Annotated in this window: 19 protein-coding genes; 9 read left to right on the plus strand and 10 right to left on the minus strand. The window is 63.1% G+C overall.

The annotated features are described in order from the left end of the window. Positions 1 to 54 precede the first annotated feature (54 nt). A complete protein-coding gene (locus U858_RS0123545; protein ID WP_025139605.1) occupies positions 55 to 981 on the plus strand; it encodes a hypothetical protein in 927 nt (308 codons plus the stop codon). A 546-nt stretch (positions 982 to 1,527) separates the two neighbouring features. Here U858_RS0123545 and U858_RS0123555 read toward each other — a convergent pair. The 10 genes from U858_RS0123555 to U858_RS0123600 form a co-directional block, all read right to left on the minus strand. Next, positions 1,528 to 2,235, minus strand: a complete 708-nt coding sequence (locus tag U858_RS0123555; RefSeq protein ID WP_025139606.1) for a hypothetical protein — start codon at positions 2,233 to 2,235, stop codon at positions 1,528 to 1,530. Position 2,236: 1 nt separating this feature from the next. Next, positions 2,237 to 2,818 (minus strand): hypothetical protein, encoded by a 582-nt coding sequence (locus tag U858_RS0123560; protein ID WP_157838847.1) that lies wholly within the window; start codon positions 2,816 to 2,818, stop codon positions 2,237 to 2,239. Between the two features lie 2 nt (positions 2,819 to 2,820). Then, positions 2,821 to 3,363 carry a hypothetical protein gene (locus U858_RS0123565; protein WP_025139608.1) on the minus strand — a complete coding sequence of 181 codons (543 nt, stop codon included), beginning with the start codon at positions 3,361 to 3,363 and terminating at the stop codon, positions 2,821 to 2,823. Then, the gene (locus U858_RS0123570) at positions 3,363 to 3,737 is read right to left on the minus strand and encodes a hypothetical protein (RefSeq protein WP_025139609.1); all 375 of its coding nucleotides are present in this window, start codon (positions 3,735 to 3,737) and stop codon (positions 3,363 to 3,365) included. Before U858_RS0123570 ends, U858_RS0123565 begins: the two co-directional genes overlap by 1 nt. A 218-nt stretch (positions 3,738 to 3,955) precedes the next feature. Further along, a complete protein-coding gene (locus U858_RS0123575; protein ID WP_157838848.1) occupies positions 3,956 to 5,098 on the minus strand; it encodes a hypothetical protein in 1,143 nt (380 codons plus the stop codon). 177 nt (positions 5,099 to 5,275) lie between these two features. Next, a complete protein-coding gene (locus U858_RS0123580; protein WP_025139611.1) occupies positions 5,276 to 5,512 on the minus strand; it encodes a hypothetical protein in 237 nt (78 codons plus the stop codon). Further along, the gene (locus U858_RS0123585; RefSeq protein ID WP_029954249.1) at positions 5,493 to 6,140 is read right to left on the minus strand and encodes a hypothetical protein; all 648 of its coding nucleotides are present in this window, start codon (positions 6,138 to 6,140) and stop codon (positions 5,493 to 5,495) included. Before U858_RS0123585 ends, U858_RS0123580 begins: the two co-directional genes overlap by 20 nt. Positions 6,141 to 6,142: 2 nt before the next feature. After that, complete coding sequence (locus U858_RS0123590) at positions 6,143 to 6,370, minus strand: hypothetical protein (RefSeq protein ID WP_025139613.1); 228 nt, start codon at positions 6,368 to 6,370, stop codon at positions 6,143 to 6,145. Beyond that, the gene (locus U858_RS34350) at positions 6,370 to 7,209 is read right to left on the minus strand and encodes a hypothetical protein (RefSeq protein WP_025139614.1); all 840 of its coding nucleotides are present in this window, start codon (positions 7,207 to 7,209) and stop codon (positions 6,370 to 6,372) included. The genes U858_RS0123590 and U858_RS34350 overlap by 1 nt, the downstream gene beginning before the upstream one ends. A 132-nt stretch (positions 7,210 to 7,341) precedes the next feature. Then, positions 7,342 to 8,877, minus strand: coding sequence for a hypothetical protein (locus tag U858_RS0123600; protein WP_025139615.1), 1,536 nt, complete (start codon positions 8,875 to 8,877; stop codon positions 7,342 to 7,344). Positions 8,878 to 9,144: 267 nt separating this feature from the next. Between U858_RS0123600 and parM the strand changes: the two genes are divergently transcribed. The 8 genes from parM to U858_RS0123640 all read left to right on the plus strand — a co-directional run bounded on the left by parM (position 9,145) and on the right by U858_RS0123640 (position 17,409). Continuing rightward, positions 9,145 to 10,215, plus strand: coding sequence for a ParM/StbA family protein (gene parM / locus U858_RS0123605; protein WP_025139616.1), 1,071 nt, complete (start codon positions 9,145 to 9,147; stop codon positions 10,213 to 10,215). A 2-nt stretch (positions 10,216 to 10,217) separates the two neighbouring features. Continuing rightward, positions 10,218 to 10,685 carry a hypothetical protein gene (locus U858_RS35995; RefSeq protein WP_025139617.1) on the plus strand — a complete coding sequence of 156 codons (468 nt, stop codon included), beginning with the start codon at positions 10,218 to 10,220 and terminating at the stop codon, positions 10,683 to 10,685. A gap of 174 nt (positions 10,686 to 10,859) precedes the next feature. Then, positions 10,860 to 11,333 (plus strand): DotD/TraH family lipoprotein, encoded by a 474-nt coding sequence (locus tag U858_RS34355; protein ID WP_081821701.1) that lies wholly within the window; start codon positions 10,860 to 10,862, stop codon positions 11,331 to 11,333. 11 nt (positions 11,334 to 11,344) lie between these two features. Then, positions 11,345 to 13,081, plus strand: a complete 1,737-nt coding sequence (locus U858_RS34360) for a type IV secretory system conjugative DNA transfer family protein (protein ID WP_025139619.1) — start codon at positions 11,345 to 11,347, stop codon at positions 13,079 to 13,081. A 1-nt stretch (position 13,082) separates the two neighbouring features. Further along, positions 13,083 to 14,309: an ATPase, T2SS/T4P/T4SS family gene (locus U858_RS0123625; protein ID WP_025139620.1), complete on the plus strand. Its 1,227-nt coding sequence runs from the start codon at positions 13,083 to 13,085 to the stop codon at positions 14,307 to 14,309. After that, entirely contained in the window at positions 14,306 to 14,767 is a 462-nt protein-coding gene (locus U858_RS0123630; protein ID WP_025139621.1) for a hypothetical protein, read from the plus strand. The genes U858_RS0123625 and U858_RS0123630 overlap by 4 nt, the downstream gene beginning before the upstream one ends. Continuing rightward, positions 14,764 to 15,696 carry a toxin co-regulated pilus biosynthesis Q family protein gene (locus U858_RS34365; RefSeq protein ID WP_025139622.1) on the plus strand — a complete coding sequence of 311 codons (933 nt, stop codon included), beginning with the start codon at positions 14,764 to 14,766 and terminating at the stop codon, positions 15,694 to 15,696. Before U858_RS0123630 ends, U858_RS34365 begins: the two co-directional genes overlap by 4 nt. 36 nt (positions 15,697 to 15,732) lie before the next feature. Further along, a complete protein-coding gene (locus tag U858_RS0123640) occupies positions 15,733 to 17,409 on the plus strand; it encodes a type II secretion system protein GspD (protein WP_051593667.1) in 1,677 nt (558 codons plus the stop codon).

A 17,409-nucleotide genomic window follows, 5' to 3' on the forward strand; every position in this document is an offset into this window, starting at 1 on the left:
GGGCGTAGGCCAAGTAATCGCTCGATTGGTCTACGCTAGAATCAGGAGAATCGTATGCCCATCGGCATTTCCGACTTAGCCCATTCTGTTCGCAAGAACAGCGTATCCATGGCCGCACCTGTGCGGCTTGGCCACGCGCAGCAATTTATCGTTGCGGCACTTGGCTACAAGAGCCTAGCCTCCTACCAGGCTGCGCAGGTAGCCGTACTCGAACCCCAAGATTTTGGCAATGTACACCACGTTGTACTCGACTACTGTCAGCTCGATCAGCGCGCCAGCGAACTTGGCGCGACCCCCATGACAAGCCAACTGCATGAGTTGATCGACGCCGCCTTCAAGGAACGAGCGCCTCATGTTCACATTCACACCTCTTACGCAGACTTCGACAACTATCTTCGTGAGCATGTAGATCAGCTCGTCAGGGAAGACGAAGACGTGAATTGCGAGATGGCCAACGCTAATTACTCTGGCATTGACGAGGTGTGCTTCGATTTCAAGGTCGAGTTTGACGAGGTCCCCGTTGGCGGCTTGTTGGAAATCTACCTGGATGGCCATGTTGGCTTGGGCGCCGACACTGAACGCCCCTACGTTGGCCACATGGTGAATGTGGAAGGCTTCCTGAATGTGGATCGTTTGGGCCGCCATTCCTTTGGTGCGCTGGACTGCCAAGTTACCAAAGCGGAACTCGATACAAATTGGGGTGATGACGACTACGTTGGCGAGCCACCGCTACGCAGCAGATCGCAAGCCTATGCCGAGCTGCTGGGCCTCGAACTGCATGAGATTGGCAATCTTGCTGATGTGGAAGCAGAGGAGTTGGACGGCAGTAGCGGTGAAATGGCCTACAGCTACCTCCTCGACTTCACGGACTACGCCTCGCCTGAGATAGCGCGGAAGATCTTGCGCCACCATTCCTCTCTGCGTATTGAAGTCGGTCGTGGCTTCTTGGAAGGTGTTCGCAGCGACGACTGGCCTCGCTGAAGAAGTAGTGAAGCGCATCCCGATATGGGATGCGCTGCTGGGCTATCCGTCCAAGGAGGGCGAGGCAACGATCCGTCCCTGCACGGGAGTGCGAATCGTGCCGCTAGCGAACGAGACCAGATGCATCCTGCGGAAGTCCGAGGTGATTGAGAGGCGCTGGGAGCCGCCGGATAATGCCGGCTCAGTAAGGTCGTGATGCGGTCTGCCCTGTCGGCGATGCCCTATTGCGGCCCCAGCTGCGCCGCCGACCATAGTTCGTGCGTGAGGGATTCGACATCGTTGTCAGGCGCAGCCACGGGCGGAACGTCGCCGCCAATTGCTTGGCACACCACGCAGTCGAAATCGCGGCTGTCATGTCCTTCCACCGCATCAGGGCAGTGACCGCGTCCAGCGTGTTCAAGTCGGCCCCCAGCGTAGGCGATGAGCACCGGAGTATTGAACGGGGCTGCAACGGATTGGTCCAGGGTCGCCAGCTTATCCGCACCATGGACCAAGTGCAGGATGTCTAGCCCGACGCCCTCCGCCCAAAGCCTGTGTGATCTGGTCTCAAGTCAGGCCCTCTAGGTGTGCGATCGCGGCCGAACGGACGTCGGCATCCGTACTGCCGATCGGCGAAGCCTGGGGGCGGCATTCGAATACCTGCAGCCGTGCTTGCATGGCGCGAATCCCCGCGATCAGTTCGCGTTCCGCGGCACTGGCCACGCGCTGGGTACGCGCGGAGCTCGACACTCGAGAATTGTCCTGGACGGCGGCCCGCAACTCGTAGACCTTGTCTACGAGATCGTCGTCGCCCTCGGCGGGACCATCGCCGACCTGGTCCTGTTTGGCAACGGCTGTGCCCAGAGCTGCGGCTGTAGGGATGCACCGGCTATGCTGCGAAGCCCATTCTTTCAATCGATCCGGCGTGGGCGTCTCCCCCGACTCCGCATACCGCATGATCTCGGACCACAGATCTTCGGTGGGGCCGGAGGCTGACCCGGTCACTGCCGCGTCTGACGTACCCGGCGTCGGAATGCCGGTGCTCGGCAGTAAAAAATGGCTCAGGCCCAAGTTGGGCGCCTCGAGCGCCATTTCGAGACGGCGGATGGCCGACACAACCCGAGTGGGCAGCTCTCCAGCGTCGACGGGGGCGCCGAAGCGATGAAAGATGAAGCTTAAAACGAGGGCGACGTCGGGGGCGGACAGGGTGCTCAAGTGGGGCTGTACGCCGTGCGTCGCCAGCAGACCTCGTGCATTCGCGATTGTCTGGTTCATTTCAGTTGGCTCCAGGGGTGTCGCCCCCGATAAAGTTGAGATCGATCTGTACCGCGGCGCGATGGTCGTGCTGCCAGTGGGCTGTATTGCAGGCGGAGTCCTGGTCGACCGCGGCGTTGGTGTGGCGAGCCGCAACGGCCTTATCTGAGATCGGGCAGGTGGGGGGAGCGCCGAACATATCGAATTGTGAGCCAGGCCAGGTGACGGCCACAAAATACGGCGGATCGATGCGGATTCCGAAGCAGTTCTCCGCCTTGTACCGGAGGCATTTGTAGGCGCCCCCGCGAATGGCTCGAATGTCGTCTCGAAAGATCTCACCAGGCCGGCGGATCAGCTTTCCGTGGACGCGGTGGCAGACCTGCAGCACCAGGCCGTCGCCCCCCAGGTATGCATCCTGATAATGTCCGACGACAAAGTAAACGAATCGGAAGTCCATGTTGGAGACGGGCTTGAGGACGGTACCCACCGGGGCCAGGCCCCCAATGCGGGATCGCAGGACTGTGATCAGGGTAGCGTCACGGTCCCTGGCGCGTTGGCCTCGGCGTCCCGCCATTTCGAGAGCAATGCTATTGGTCGGCGGCATGGTCATTTCGGCGGATGTTTTGCACATGGCCAGCGCAGAGAGCCGCCAGCACTGGGGCAGGAGCAAGGGACGTTCTCGACCAGATCAAGCACGGCCGCAGCACAAGGCTCGCCGTGGCCGGTGGAGGTGTTCCCGCCGATGTCCACACCGGCGCCGGTGCTTGTGTTGGGCCCGCGCAGCGCGTCAGGACCGGCCGGGCGGGCCTCCGAGAGAGGGGCGGCGACGAGATATAGCTTGTCCCCAGGGCGTGCCAGCTGGCCTGGCTCGCAGATCGCGTCAAGGAACACCGACCCGGAGTGGTCGCTTGTGCCGCAGCTCATGACGGTAGCCAACGGTCCGGCTGCACGCATGGCGCGAAGCTTGGCCAGGTCGGAAATTACGGTCTGCATGTAGTCAAACCGGGCCTTGGCTTCGGGCTCGCCCGTCCAGTCGCCCGCGGCCCGCGTGTGGCATTCTCTGAGCGCATCCGCGTCCTCGGTCAAGATGACGATGGCGTCATAGATCGGGTCCTGCCCAGGTAAGGCCGTTTCGCTTGGGTTTGTCATCAGCTCTCCTTGATGGTCGAAGTGGAAGCGGTCATGGTCGGGACGTCGTGACCCGCGCGAAAGGCTGCTGTGCGGTCATGATTTCTTCCGATTGGGGGGAGTGCGCACAAGAAATATCCTCGACGCCAGTCGTCGCAGTGATATCGCACCAGGCCGCGCTTTTCCATGCTACGCACGATTCGTGCAACGGCGAACGCCGCTCCCTGCGGCATCCGAAAGTCGTAGCCTGGGAAGGCGACATAGCCAATGGCGGACAGTGACCGGCAGTGCTCCCCTGACGTGGCGCCCCACTTGGATAGCGCCGTCAGGATGTTGTTTTCGGCCTGCTCTGCGCTTGTGTGCCGGTCGAGATTCCGTTTGTGCTTGCCGGCCATGCCTATTGCCTCCCTCGCCGATGGCCGCGGCCGTGCAGCGTGGCGGCGCGATTCCAACCACGCAGCCAGGCATGGCCCTTCCCGTGGCCCGCGACCGTGTAGGGGTTTGCGCTCGCCGGAAGCCCGTTGGCGAACGCGTCTCTGCCTTCCTGCTCGGGGCTTACCAGGCGTTTCGCGGCCTTGTGGCGCGCATGCTGTCCAAGGGATCGACTCATCTGTCACGCCCCCGTGCTCTGCTGATCGGTCGTCGCAGCCGCGGGACCCGGTTGTTGGGCTTCGTCGGCACTGGGATTTGCGTGACCAACGTCCAGCGCTGCGTCCAACGCCAATTTCATGGCGGCGTAGGTCTTCTGATTTCGCGCAAGCTGCACCATCCGCAGAAAGATTGGGGCAGTACTGGCCTGGAGCGCCCCAACGCCATAGACAAGCGGCAGAACGGTATTGCCGCCTTCTGCGATCAACACCTTTGCGACGTTCGGGTTATCTGTCAGATAGCCCTTGTTCAGCCCTGCATCGTGGATTCTCCACGCCACCACCCGGCCGGCAGGGGTGGCGACTTGGGGAGTGGCACCACTATAGGCAGCCATGGCGATTCGGGCTTGCTCCAGCGCCATGATTCCCCGGATCCCCAGAGGGGTGTATTCCACCGCTTCCTTGAGCATCAGTAATGCCACGAACAAGCCGTACGGATCCACTGCAGGAGCGGCGTAAAGGGGCACAGGTGATGGATCGTAGGCTAGGGCCTGCGCCTCAAGTTCGGTAAAGGCGGGATGCTTCAAGCCATCGTTGGGCCGATACCGCCACGCGACCGGCGGCAGCGCCATCAAGACAGGGGCGTCTGCCAGGGCGGCGCACGCGCGCACGTCAATTGTCTCCATCTCGGGGGAAAGGTTCCCCAGTTCGGCGCGACGCTCGGCCGCAAACGCCGTGAAAGCCAGCAGCGCGTGGCGCACTTCGTCACGGACAGCGGCTACGGGGTCGAGTGCCATGGGGGTGCCCCTGGCCAACGCCAGGAGGCGGCAGGCCAAGTCTTTCATGCTATTGCGCATGTCGCCCGCATCCTGGCTCATGGCCGTGTGCGCCATCTTTCCCAGTCGGTCCAGCTCGCCCCGGAAACTGCCAGGGGCCGCAGCCGCCGGGTCCGTGCCACACGGGTTGGGCGGGACATGGTGAGTGTTCCAGGCCGCAATATCAGCAGGAACGTCGAGGTTTAGGACGGGTAGTTGTGCGCCCTTGCAGCCTTCGGTGGGGCACTTGGCCTTGGGATTTTTGCGATCCCATTGGGCGAATAAGGAGGCGCCGCAGAACGGGCACGGCTCCAGATGGCGGCTAGGGGAGGCAATGATGCTCTGCTCGGTCATGTTCTTTACGCGGTAGCGGATTGGTGATCGGGGGCGTCTCAACGACGTCTACACCTCAAGATACCGTTGCCTCCATTCGGCCCAAAGAATTGGGCCGCTGGTGGCGTTGATGAACGGGGTGCCACTAGCGACTGAGATGCTGCTTGGGCGCTCGTGGCGATCATCGGCCCTCCTTGTTTACCTTCCCAAACGGTGACGAGTTACTCCCGGAGGCAATTCTTCGGTAGGTTCGATGAACGTGCTTTCGCCGCCGTCGGTAGCACGGATGTAATCGACTTCCACTCTGGCGCTACTGATGATGACCTGGCCAATATCACTTATTGCTTTGGCTTGTTCGACGGTGATCTTGCCCTCTTTGAGCGCCTGAATGGCATCGAACATGGCATCTCGCAAATCACTGATGTTTTTCGACATTTCTAATTTTCCGGTTCAGAGCCCCGCGCATCTGAATGGCCTGGGCAATTTCTTTGGGGTAGCGATGGAGGGTGTTACGGCGCATGTTGTCGGCGAGACTGATGCACTCAACTTTCTCAATGGTGATCTGGTCGGCATCAGTGGTGCGCATGCCCGGTTTGAAGACGACGATATGGCGAGCAGGCACCGGGCCGTTGTGCTCAATCCATACGAGTTCGTGCACCCCGCGCCAGCGCCTGCTGTTGCTCCCCGGCGCGTCGCTGATCTTTCGCTGTAGCATCCCGTCCTTGGTGATGCGATAGCTGCCGATAGGCTGCCAGTTGCGCGGTCGGGTCCCCGGCTTGAAGCGCGTCTCAGCGCTCCTGCCGCCGGCTTGGAAGTTCAGGCCCTTGTTCCAGGCTTGTTGGCCCTTTTGGAATCGACTGGCGCCCCCGCGGACACCATCCAGGCGACCGCTTTCTGGGCCGGACAAATAGGCTTCGGACTTGCGCAGCCCAAGCCGCTGCGCAAGTTGATACACCGATGTTTCGGAACGCGAAAGGGCCGCTGCGATGACCTTGGTTGGCGCGTTGGCGTAGAACCTGCACACGATTGCTTCTTCTACGGGTGTCCATGGGTTGCGTGCCACGCCTACCTCCCCGCGCTCTGGCCGCTCTGCTGGAAGGCGCGGACAACGTAGGCGCGCACCGGCTTGCTGCAATCGATACAGCGCGGATCAGTTTCCGACTGAACCTCGAAGTTTTCGGTGTCCTGATCCTGGCCATTCCAGCCGTTGAGGCGGATAGCTTTGAAGCGGACGGTAGTGAGAACGCCGCTGACGCCGCCGCAATGGGGGCATTTTGTGACGCTGAATTCCATCACGCATCCCCCTTACGTTGGGCTTCGAAGGCGGCACGGGCGCGGTCCTGGCGTTCTATTTCGGCGAGGATCAGGGCGCCGGCCTTGAGCAGATCACCGCGGGAGGTGCCCGGCTTCCACCAGGCAGTCGACCACGGCCACAGATGTGCCATGTACGAGATATCGCGGCTTTGCGAACTGGCCGCGTAGCATGCAGCCGCTTGGGCGAGCGCTCCATCTGTGTGGGCGTCGTCATGCTCGGGGGTCCAGCCTTCGACGCTGATCTGCCGGTGGCGCTCGGCCAGCACGTCGCGTGCAGCTGCTGTCTGTGCATCGTCAGCAGCGGGAGCCGGTCGGCGACCGGCAGCGCCTTCTCTCCAGGAATCTCCGGTGGGGACTTGGATAGATGCGACCGGCGTCTCGACAGGTGTCCGCCCACCGGCGTACAGCGTGTGAGTGCCAGGGAGTAACGGGGTGCCCATCGGAAAAAGTCCACTGACCAAATCTCGATTGCCTTGGCGATGGACGCAGACTTCCACGGCCAGCGGCATCCCGGTGCCCGGCGAACTTGCTGTGAGGACCGGGACCGCTGCCGTTCCCACCAGATGACCAGTGTGGGCCGACGGCAACGGCCCGTCAGCGGCGATCCCGGAGTGCTCAGCCGATTGGGGTACGGCCGTGGGAGGGTGCGGTTCGCTGATCGCCTGCATCGCGGAGGTTGCCTCTGCGTGGCCTGCCACAAATGCCGAAAGCATTGCATCGGACTGGTTCCAGTACAGAGGGGCGTTGTTCTGGCGTGCGAGCCACGCTTCGAATGCGATGCGGGCTTTGGGCTTTTGCACTGCTGGGTGGTCGGTCATATGCTTTCCTCGGTGGCTGATGGGGCGACGGGCGTTACAGCGGCGTCCTTGCTCCAAGATATAGGTGCGGGTTCGCAGCCCAAAGAATTCGGCCGGCAGTAGATACCGGCCGGCCGTGGATCGAAAGGGTATTCAGGCGTCGGCAGATGCTGCCTGCCGCCGGCGTAGTTCGGGCAGTAGTGGCTGCATCACCGGAGCATCAACGAGGCGGTTGGGAGGCGGAAAGGCCTTCAACATGTCTGAGTAGAAGGGGTCGGACTTGGTCGGCGTGAATAGGCGGTCGGGAGCATGACCGTTCTCCCGCAGGATCTGGTCCAGAACCGCGTCGATGTGGGCGCCAGTCGACGCGATCTGTTGCCTGGCCCGTGATAGGGCGGCCTGAAGGGGCTGCTGGGCTTCGTCGAGGCAGGCCGTGGTGCGCTTTGCCCACAGTGGCGCCCCCGAAACACTGAACCAGAGCCACCAGGCCGATGCGCGCTGGTCGTCCTGCCACGTGTTGCAGTCGGCCTCGCGCTGTTGCGTCGCGGCGTCAAGATCCAGGGTGGCGAGAGCTTCGGTGAGTAGATCGGCGAATTCGCCGCCGTCGTCCCAGTTCGTCTCCAAGACGGCAATGTCCACCTGCAGGTTGATGAACTCGAGCATGTGCCGAGGCTCGCTGTACACCTTAGCCGGGAGCGATTCCAGGATGGATCGAAGGGTAGTGAAGGCGTGGGGGTAGTGGATCAGCCAGCGCCAGCGCTTGGCCATGACCGGCACCGAGTCAAAGCCGTCTTGAGGATGGGGGGCGAATGCAGCCAGGGCGCCGGCAAGACCGCGCTGTCGCCGCTGGACGAGAAGGGAGGATCGCCGCACGTGCAAGCTGGCCAGAACTGCCTGCTGGTCAAATTGGGACGCCGGGCTGGGTTCGCGCTTTCGGGCCCTGATCTGGCGAACGACTGTTCGCACTTCCCCGTTGTACTGGGAGAACGACACGCTCATGTATTCCGGAAGCGCGTGATTCGGATGCCCGCCAAATCGAAGCTCCTCCAACTCGTACGCCAGCTCGGAAAAGCGTTTGGTCAGATCCGCCAGCCCGTTGGGCTGAGCAGCGAGCCAGTCGCGCAGGGCCCGGAACTTATCATCGACCAGGGCGGCGACACGGTCGGTGGCCGCCATGTTGGAGACCAACGTGGAGCTGGTGCCGGCGGTGGATGCGTGGACCAGGCCATAGCGGTTGTTGTGGTGAACCACGGAGCCCACCTCGGGTAGGTCGGTCGAGAAGTCCATCTGGATCAGCTCCAGATCCATTGAGCAAGCCACGGTGAGGTGCTCCAGCCAACGGATGATCTGTTCGATCATTTCTTCGGATTTGCGGACGCTGCACCGACGTCCGAGGCGTTGCCAGATCTTGGCCCGCAACAGATTCAGACACCGGTTGGCGTCCGGGACGAGGTCGGGGTCCAGCGTGCCTTGGTGGTGGTACCCCCCCGGCCGATGAACGTCGAACTTGTATGGGGTGCCCAGGAGCATGGGCACCAGCCCGTCGCGCAACAGGCGCCATCCGGGATGGGATTGCCAGGTCCGATCGACAAGCGGCAGGTTGTGGCGCGCAAGTTCGATAAGGACCGGCGCAAATTCGCGCCAGGAGGTGCGTATGTCGTCGCCGATCAGGGCACGAGAGGAGGGCATATCACGATTCCTTGCAGGGCCAGCAGGCAGCTGGCGATGTCCGGTGCGGCTGGCTTACTGACATCGAATGACATTGCGAATGTCATTCAGTGGAAGAAAATGCCGCTCTTTGCTTGGTCTTTTCATTATGAATCAATATAATGATTCATACCAATAGGAAATTTGAAACTGTCGCGAATCTGGCACCACCTGCTCCCGGCCGGGGGCGGACCAGCTTTTCGGCAACATCCCGGTGGTACGCCACCCCAACTGGACTGATGCATCCCTATGAGCGAACAAAAGAACCTGATCCCTGCGGGCGCCGACGACGGCCACTATGCGATCAAGATCGCCGTGATGAACCCGGGCGCGCCGATTTCCACGTATTCGATGCCCGCCCGGGCGTGGCAGGGCAAGGTGGCATCCGCCGCCCTGACCGAGTCGAGCGCCGGCGAGGGGCTGGACAAGCTGTATGAGACCGCCCCCAACGAATTCGTCACGATCACGGCCGACGATCTGCTGGGCAAGCACGTTGACACGCGGACCAACGACTACCCGACGTCGGGCTTCAACCGCGCGCTCGTTCATCACGCGTTGCGGCGCGCCGGCGTGGCGGGTCCCACCAGCCTGGTGTCGGGTCTGCCGGTGGACCGCTTCTATATCGGCGAGCTGCCCAACAAGGAACTGATCGAGGCGAAGCGTCAGAACCTGCTGAAGCCGATCAGATGCATGGCCGATGTGCCGGTGCCCGTGGTGCATACGCACCACGTCCTGTCCGAGGCCGTCGCCGCGTTCTTCGACCAGCGCTATGACGATGCCGGCAACATCAACGAGCAGTTCAAGATCTTGTCGGACATGGCTCCCATCGCGGTGTTGGACGTTGGTGGCAAGACCCTCGATGTGGCGGTGGTGCGTGAAGGTGGCACCGGCCTGTACAAGGAAATGTCGGGGACCGCGGATGTGGGTGCGCTTACGCTGTATGACCGGCTGAACCAGAAGCTGCGCGCAGACTTTGGGCTCACCCGGGACATCCCGATCAAGTATCTCGAAGTCGCGGTAACGTCCGGCTCCTACATGCTGTACGGCAAGCAACACGACGTGCGCGCGATCGTCCAGGGCATGCTGCAGGAGTTCGCCGACCAGGTACGTCACGAAGTGGCCAAGCGTCTGCAGGACGCGTCGCAGTTCGGCCGCACGCTCTTTGTCGGCGGGGGCGCGGTGCTGCTCCATGGCCTCCGTGATCAGATCTTCCCGGGCCTGCCGGCAGAAGCGATCACCATTCCGCCGAATCCGAGCTTCGCGAATGCCCGCGGCATGGCCAAGGCGGCATACATGGCAGCGATGCACGCGAAGGGGTAACCATGGCCAAGCAGCGACCCAACACGGATACGGTGCGCTTCCAGCTGAGCCAATTCCCCGACCTCATGCCGTTGGCGGACAGGGTGCTCGAGGACGGCGAGGGACGTGGCGGACTCGTCCGGGAGATTCGCCGCTTGGTTCGTTTGGGCATGGCCATGGAGGCGGCCGGAATCGCGGTAAGAGACGTCGAGCAGCTGGCCGACGGCCGGCTGCAGCTGGTAGAAGTCGCCGGTCGGGCCGAGCCGCCGTACCTTCCCCCTCGTCAGCGTGCGCCGACTGAGACGTGGAATGGGCACGATGCCAGGGCTCCTGTCTCATCGCCCCCATTCGCAGTAAAAGCACCGGCGCCGCTGGCGCCGCCGGAGGCGCCGGTCATGCCCCCGGCCCAGCTTGCCCACCCACCTGGGCGTCGGGCTGCCGAATCCAGCAAGCCGAGCGTGGACCCTGTCCTGGATCTCTTCGTGCAATGAGAGTGGGCTAGGCGGCGGTCAGGATGCTTCGGTGATTCGCACGGAGGGCGCATAGGCGCCCTCTGTCATTTGTGACGCCGCCCAGGTCCTGAAAATTGTGTGTCATCGCGTCCAGTCGCAAACTTAGTATGAGTTATTATTACCGAGCATACTATTAAAAGCCTGGATGCAGCGATGGACCAACCCGACGGAAACTCGAAAATTCACTCTTTCACTCAGCTCCTGCGTACGGCCGCAGTCGTCGGCATGGTGGCCCTGTCGGGCTGCGCCACCAACAACCAAGGCCTGGGCAAGCCCGGTGAAACGGCTTCGACCGTCCGGAACCAGCTCGAAGGCGCGCTTGGCCGTGTTCAGTCGCAGCCGACCTGGAGCGACGCAGCCGACAGCGCAGCCCCTCGCCCGAACTTCGCCAGCGACTCCATCTCGGTCGCTTGGCAGGGCGATGCCGCCGTCCTCTTGAACGAGGTGGCGCGGCAACGGTTCCTGAAGTTCACCGTCACGGGTCCCCAGCCGCGTATGCCCATCTACATCTACGTCAACGTGACGCAGACGAGCTATCTGGACCTGTTGCGTGACATCGACAAGCAGTTCGGCCAACGGGCGAACGTCGTCTTGGGCGACGGGTACATGGAACTGCGGTACCGATAGGGCGGACAGGCATGCAAGCGAAACAGCAAGGCGCCCGCAATTCGGGCATCTCCAGGCTTCTGCTCGCAACGGCCATCGCCGTTGCGTTCGGGGGCGCCCCTGCATGCGCTCTGGCGCAGCAAAGCGAGGCGCTCAACTCCCTGATGAACGCAAAGGCCGGCAACGTCGCCCCGCGAATATCTCCCGTCCGAGAGGCCATATTGCGCCCCACCGCGCAGGCGCTCGGCACACAGACCGGCATGATCGAGGCGGCCAACGAGATCCTGCAGGTGATCAATGATATGGGCGGCACGATGGACCGGACCTTCAGGTTCGGTGACCTCGTGATGGGGCAGGGCGTCCTGCCGCCCGTTGTGGTTGCATCTCACAACACCGCCTCGCTCGGCGAGAGCGGCAAGACCATGCGGGTGGCCGGCAGCGTCTACAAGATCGAAGAGCCGGCGCGGTTCTTCACCGGCGCGCCGTCCTGGCGGGACTGGTTGCTCATGGGGCTGCTCGCCCAAGCTGACGCGCCGGCGCTGCCCACGAATCCCCAGCTATTGCCCCAGGACGACAAGGAACGCGCGTACTGGCAGGACATTATCCAGAAGTCCTACCTCCAGGGCCGCGAGCAGGCAAAGCGCATCTTTGAAGAAAACCTGGCCGGATTGGAGCGCACCTACCTGGGAATGCGCACCTTCTACGAGCTGCATGGCCGCGGCCTGGTGTCGCTGCCGCGCTTGGCGACCTCGCAAGACGTGGTGAACCAGACGGATCCGAACACGATCATCGTCGGTGACACGGTCTTCCGCATAACCGTTCCGAGCTCATTCAATACCGACACGGGTCGCTGGAAGCCGACGGCCGGATCGGCGCCGACGCCGGCCATTCCGGCGCAAAGTACCAATTTGGCCAATCCGGCCTTTAAGCCTTACGTGCCGGCGCAGCGAGTTGAACCGCAGGCCCAGCGTCCCGGGGTTATGGATGCCCAGGCATCGGCGCCCGGCGCAGTCCAAACGGCGCCCGTCGCCGCTCCGCTGCCGGCGACGCAGCCGACCCAGCCTGCGGCAGACTCCGCCTGGAGCGGCGCGCCTCAGTCGGCCGCACCCGCCGCTGGCCAGGTGATTCGCATTCGAATCGGCCAGGACGGGGGGGTGACCGATGCCTCGGCATATGCGCCCAGGCCCGCCCCCTCGGTGGCCACGGTCCAGCCCGGCCACGCGAGACTAGGGAGCGTCGCCTTCAATGTCGAACTGCCGGCCATGTTGGCTGTGCGGCCAGGGCAGGTTTGGGCCGAGCGTCCCGCGGTCATCTCGCCTGATGCGCCCGGCCTCCAACCGCAGGCCGTCGCAGTAGCCCAGCCTTCCACGCCACCTCTGCCCGCGGTGCGCTCGGCCCCCGCCGTCCAGGCGCCCCCGTCGCAGCTGTCGGCCGAGGAAATCGCCAGACTGCGCGCGGAGATCTATGCAAAGGCGTACGCGGACGAATTCCAGCGCACGTTTGCGGCCCAGGCAGCGACACAGAGCACGCCCATCGCGCCGGTCGGCCGCGGCGCCGCACCGCGTGTGCCTCCGGTCGTCCACGTGCCGCCGGCGCCCGCCCAGGCGTTTTCAGACGACACGTATGAGGTGCGAGGCGGTGACACGGCTTACTCGCTCGCCGCACGCTTCGGGGTTAGCTGGCAGTCGCTTCTCGAAACCAACGGGTTGCTGACACCTGCGGAAGTGCGACCAGGCCTGCGGCTGCGCATCGCTACGAACAGGGGCTGAAATGGCACTGGATCAAAGCTCAATTCCCCTGAGGAGGCTAGACCTCCCGCCGAGCTTCACCCTGCAGGAGTTGAACGCGGCGCTGCAGCAAGCGCACGCCATGGGGATTTCGGACCTGACGTTCCAGTCAAAAGACTACGTTTTCGGGCATGACCAGGGGGCCTGGGTCCGTATGAACGACCGGCGCCTGGAACATGCCGAGCTGGAGCAGTGCCTGGCTCATCTGTATGGCGCGATCACCGGCGGGGCGCGCCTCTTGGACCGGGACGCCTTGGACTTCCCTGCTACGCTGCAGGAAGAGGCCGGCTCAGAGTCCTGGATCCGGTTCCGGGCCAACGCGACCGCGGGCTACATCAACGGCGTGTCCAAGGGATTTTCCATCACCCTGCGGCGAATTCCAGGCCGCCCGCCATTGTTTGACACCTTGGGCCTGCCTGAAGAGGTTCGTGAGAGCTTTCTGATCTCGCACGGGCTAGCAGCCGTGATCGGCACGACGGGTTCAGGTAAGACCACCTTGCTTGCCGCTGCGAATCGCGCTCGTCTGGAAGGTCAACATCCTGTCCGGATTCTTCTCTATGAGGACACCCAGGAATACATCTACGACGGCCTGGCCAATGGGCGTATGCCCGAGCCGGTGCAGGTGATCATCGGTGAACACCTCAAGACCTTCGAGAATGCTGGCCCCAATGCGATGCGACGCAAGGGCGACGTAATCATCATTGGGGAAACGCGCGATCGTGCGTCGATGGCGTCATGCTTCGAAATGGCATCGACGGGCCATGCCACCTATCACACGCTGCACTGCGAAGGGCCCGACAACTACTTCACCCGTACCGTCAACATGTTCCCCGAGGACGTGCAGCCAGATCGCGCGTCGCAGCTGCTCGATGTGCTGCGTGTCGTGGTGGGGCAGAAGCTGTTTCGGGGGCGTGACGGTAGGAAGCACTCCATTCAATCGTGGCTGGTCAAGGATCGACAGTGCCAGGAGCGCCTGGAAGAAGTGAGCTACAGGGACCGCTCGCGGTTGATCCGCGGGGTTGTGGAGGATCGTGAGGCTTCGTTTCGCATGCAAGCGCTTGCTCCTGTGCGCGAACACCTGATGACCTTACGGACATTCATGGCGATCACCGGGAAGACGGCGCCTGAGGCTATGGAGTTTCTCAAGCATCACGGTATCGATGGACAGGCCTTGCCTGCGAACGAGTACGACATCGAGGCCGCGGCATGAAGCGCGCTGAATGGACTAAGACCGCACTCAACGTCGGCATCCCCTATACGGATGTGCCCATGTACGTGCTGGCGCCGCTAGTCCCCACGGCATTTTCGCCCGGGATTATTCCGTTCTACGTCAAGTGGCCTATCGGCTTGGCCCTGTGCGGTTGGCTGCTCTACCTGAATCGGGTCAAGCGGCGCACGCCGGGGTGGCTGTTACGCAGGCTCCGCTCCAAGTTCCGACAGGGCATTTACCACGCGCGCCCCCTATGGCTTGTGCGTCGCATGTCTCGGCCCACCTCGCCCCAGCGGGCGTTGAGCGCTGCGCTAGACCTGCTGCGCGATGAAGACGCGGCCTTTGGCTTCGCTTCGACGTCGAATGACAGTCCACCAGCGGCACAACGGCAGCGCCCCAAGGCAACCGCCAAGACCAAGCCAAGTACCGATCAATCCAAGAGGAAAACCCGCCAATGAAGTCCACCGCGATGCCGATCAACACCCTACGTACGCTGCTGGGTGGCGTGCTCGCAACTGCGTTGTGCGCGCCGGCCCTGGCGTTCATCGATGAGCGAACTCCCCCGCCCCCGGCGGCAGTTCCCTTTCAACCTGGACCGTCCAGCGTGCCGATCGCCGGGGCGCCGCTGACGCTCACGACGGCGCCGCAGGCGCCGCAACTGGCACCGCAAGCTAGCGGCGCCGGCGTGAGCGGCGGCGTATCGACCAATGCGCTGACCGGGTCATTCCCCGAAATGGCTTGGCTGGCACCGATACCGTCCGGCAGCGCAGCAGGCCAAATGCCGTTGTCGATGGCCATCATGCAGGCCGTGCCGCCCGCCATCGGTACAGTGCAACTCGACGGTGATTCCAGCGCCTTCTCGCGCCTGGTGGCATTGCCGACCGGGACCTCCTACCAGGCGGCGCTGGCATCGGCCGCGCAGCAGGCTGGCGTGCGCATCGAACGGTACCTGAAGACCTTCCGGGTGGTTGACCTGGCCGGGGGCGCGGGCGCTCGCCCGGTGGTCGCCGGGGCCGCTCCCATTCAGTCGCCCACGGGTCAGCTGGCGGTCGTCAGTCCCGCTGGCGCGGCAACAGAGCCGGTGCCGGTGATCGAGCCCGCACGCCCCCCGTATTCGGTATCGGTCAGCGACGTCAACTTGCGCAGAACCTTGGTGCGCTGGGCGAAGGCCGCCGGCTGGGTGTTTGAGCCGGAACACTGGCAGGTCAAGGTCGACATCCCGCTGACGGCTTCGGCCAGCTTTACCCCTGACTTCAAGACGTCGGTACAGGATCTGCTGTCCTCGACGGAGCTGGGCGACACGCCGGTGCACGGATGCTTCTACACCAACAAGGTGCTGCGGGTGGTCCCCTATACCGAGTCGTGCGACCGCACCTCGGCACGATAGCGGCAGCCCAGCGATCTACGGAAACAGCGAGTACATATGAAGAATAGCGAACAGACCTTTGCCCTGCGGAAGATGAGCCTGGCCGTGGCCTTGGCCTTGCTGAGCGGGTGCTCCGCCATCCAGCACTCCGACAACGCGCTGGAAACCTCCAAGCGGAGCCGTGCCGAGGTGGAGGGCCGGATCAAGGACTACAAGACCAGCATCACAGACCGCGATCGCCGGATGCAAGCCAACATGGTGGACAAGCCCTGGATCGTCGGTAAGGCAGTGCCGCTCGCGCGCGAAGTCACGCTACCCACGGCTCTGCGGCGTGACGTGAACACCGCCCTCATGTTCAAGGGTGGGGCTACCTCGCTGCAGACGATCGCCGAGCGGATCCAAATGGCCACCGGCATCAACACGCGGGTGACGCCGGACGCGCTGATGGCGCAGGAGGCGTTTGCCCCGCGGCTCGAGGGTGATAAATCCGAGAACCTGACGCCTCTCATCCCGATGCCCAGTATGGCGCAGCTGCCGGACGGCGTGCGCCCGTTGCCCGAAGCTCTGGACGCGGTCGCAAGTCGCCTGGCTGTCCATTGGAAGTTTGAGGACAAAAACAATCGACCGGAAATCGTCTTCTACCGGGTCGCGACGAAGGCGTTCAACGTCCGGGCGCTGCTGACCAGTGCCACCGTTAACGCCGGCATCGGCCTGGACGGCAAGTCGAGCGGCGGTGGCGCCGCCGACAGCAAGTCCGGCAGCAATTTCGACTCTACGTCCAAGACGGACCTCAAGAGCGAGGAGAAGGTTGCCCCGATCGAAGCGGTCATGAGCAAGGTCAAGCCGTTCTTGAGCAAGGCCGGCAGCATCGTGGCGCAGGCCAGCGGGACCAACTCCATCGTGGTGACCGATACCGTTGAAGTCCTGGCCAACATCGACGAATTCCTGGAACGGGAGAACCGGATTCTCACCCGACGGGTGCGCCTGGTGTTCGAAGAAGTCGCGGTGGCAATGAACGATCAGCACGATGGCCAACTGGACTGGAAATTGGTCTACACCACCGCCAGCGCCGCCGCGGCAGGTGCTTCTCCGATCGGGGGCGCCACCGCGGCCGCGGGTACCGTCGCATCGGGAACCGTGGGCAGCGGTCCTTTCAAGGGGTCGGACGCAATCATCCGCGCACTCGACGAGATCGGCACGACCACGCGGCAGACGGCAATCCCGTTGACAGCCCTGAATCGTCGGCCGATCACGTATGCGGACCGCAAGACGTTCTCCTACATCAATGAGGTTCAGACGACCGGCCTGAGCTCCAGCGACTCGAGCAGCGGCTCCTTCACCACGGTGCCCAACGTGTCCGTTCGTCAGAAGGACGTTACCGTCGGCCAATTTCTGACCCTGGTGCCTGATGCGCAAGAGGATGGGCAGATTCTTCTGACCATCTCCTACGACAGCACGATCAACGATCCGCTCCAGACGATCAAGTTCGGCGACACCAAGAGCGGCATCGAAATCCAGCAACTGACAGTGCGCGGCAATGGCATGGTGCAACAGGTAGCGCTGCAGGCCGGCCAACCGCTCGTCATCGCCGGGTTCCAGAAGGATCAAGACCAGACGGCACGGCGCCGGATGGACGAAAAGGCCCCCATCCTCTTTGGCGGGTCCAATTCCACCAACAACCAGAAGACCTACAACCTGATCATCGTCACCGCGCAGGTCGAAGAGGGCCTTTGA

It is taken from the genome of Achromobacter sp. DH1f, assembly GCF_000633435.1.
GTDB lineage: Bacteria > Pseudomonadota > Gammaproteobacteria > Burkholderiales > Burkholderiaceae_B > Achromobacter > Achromobacter deleyi.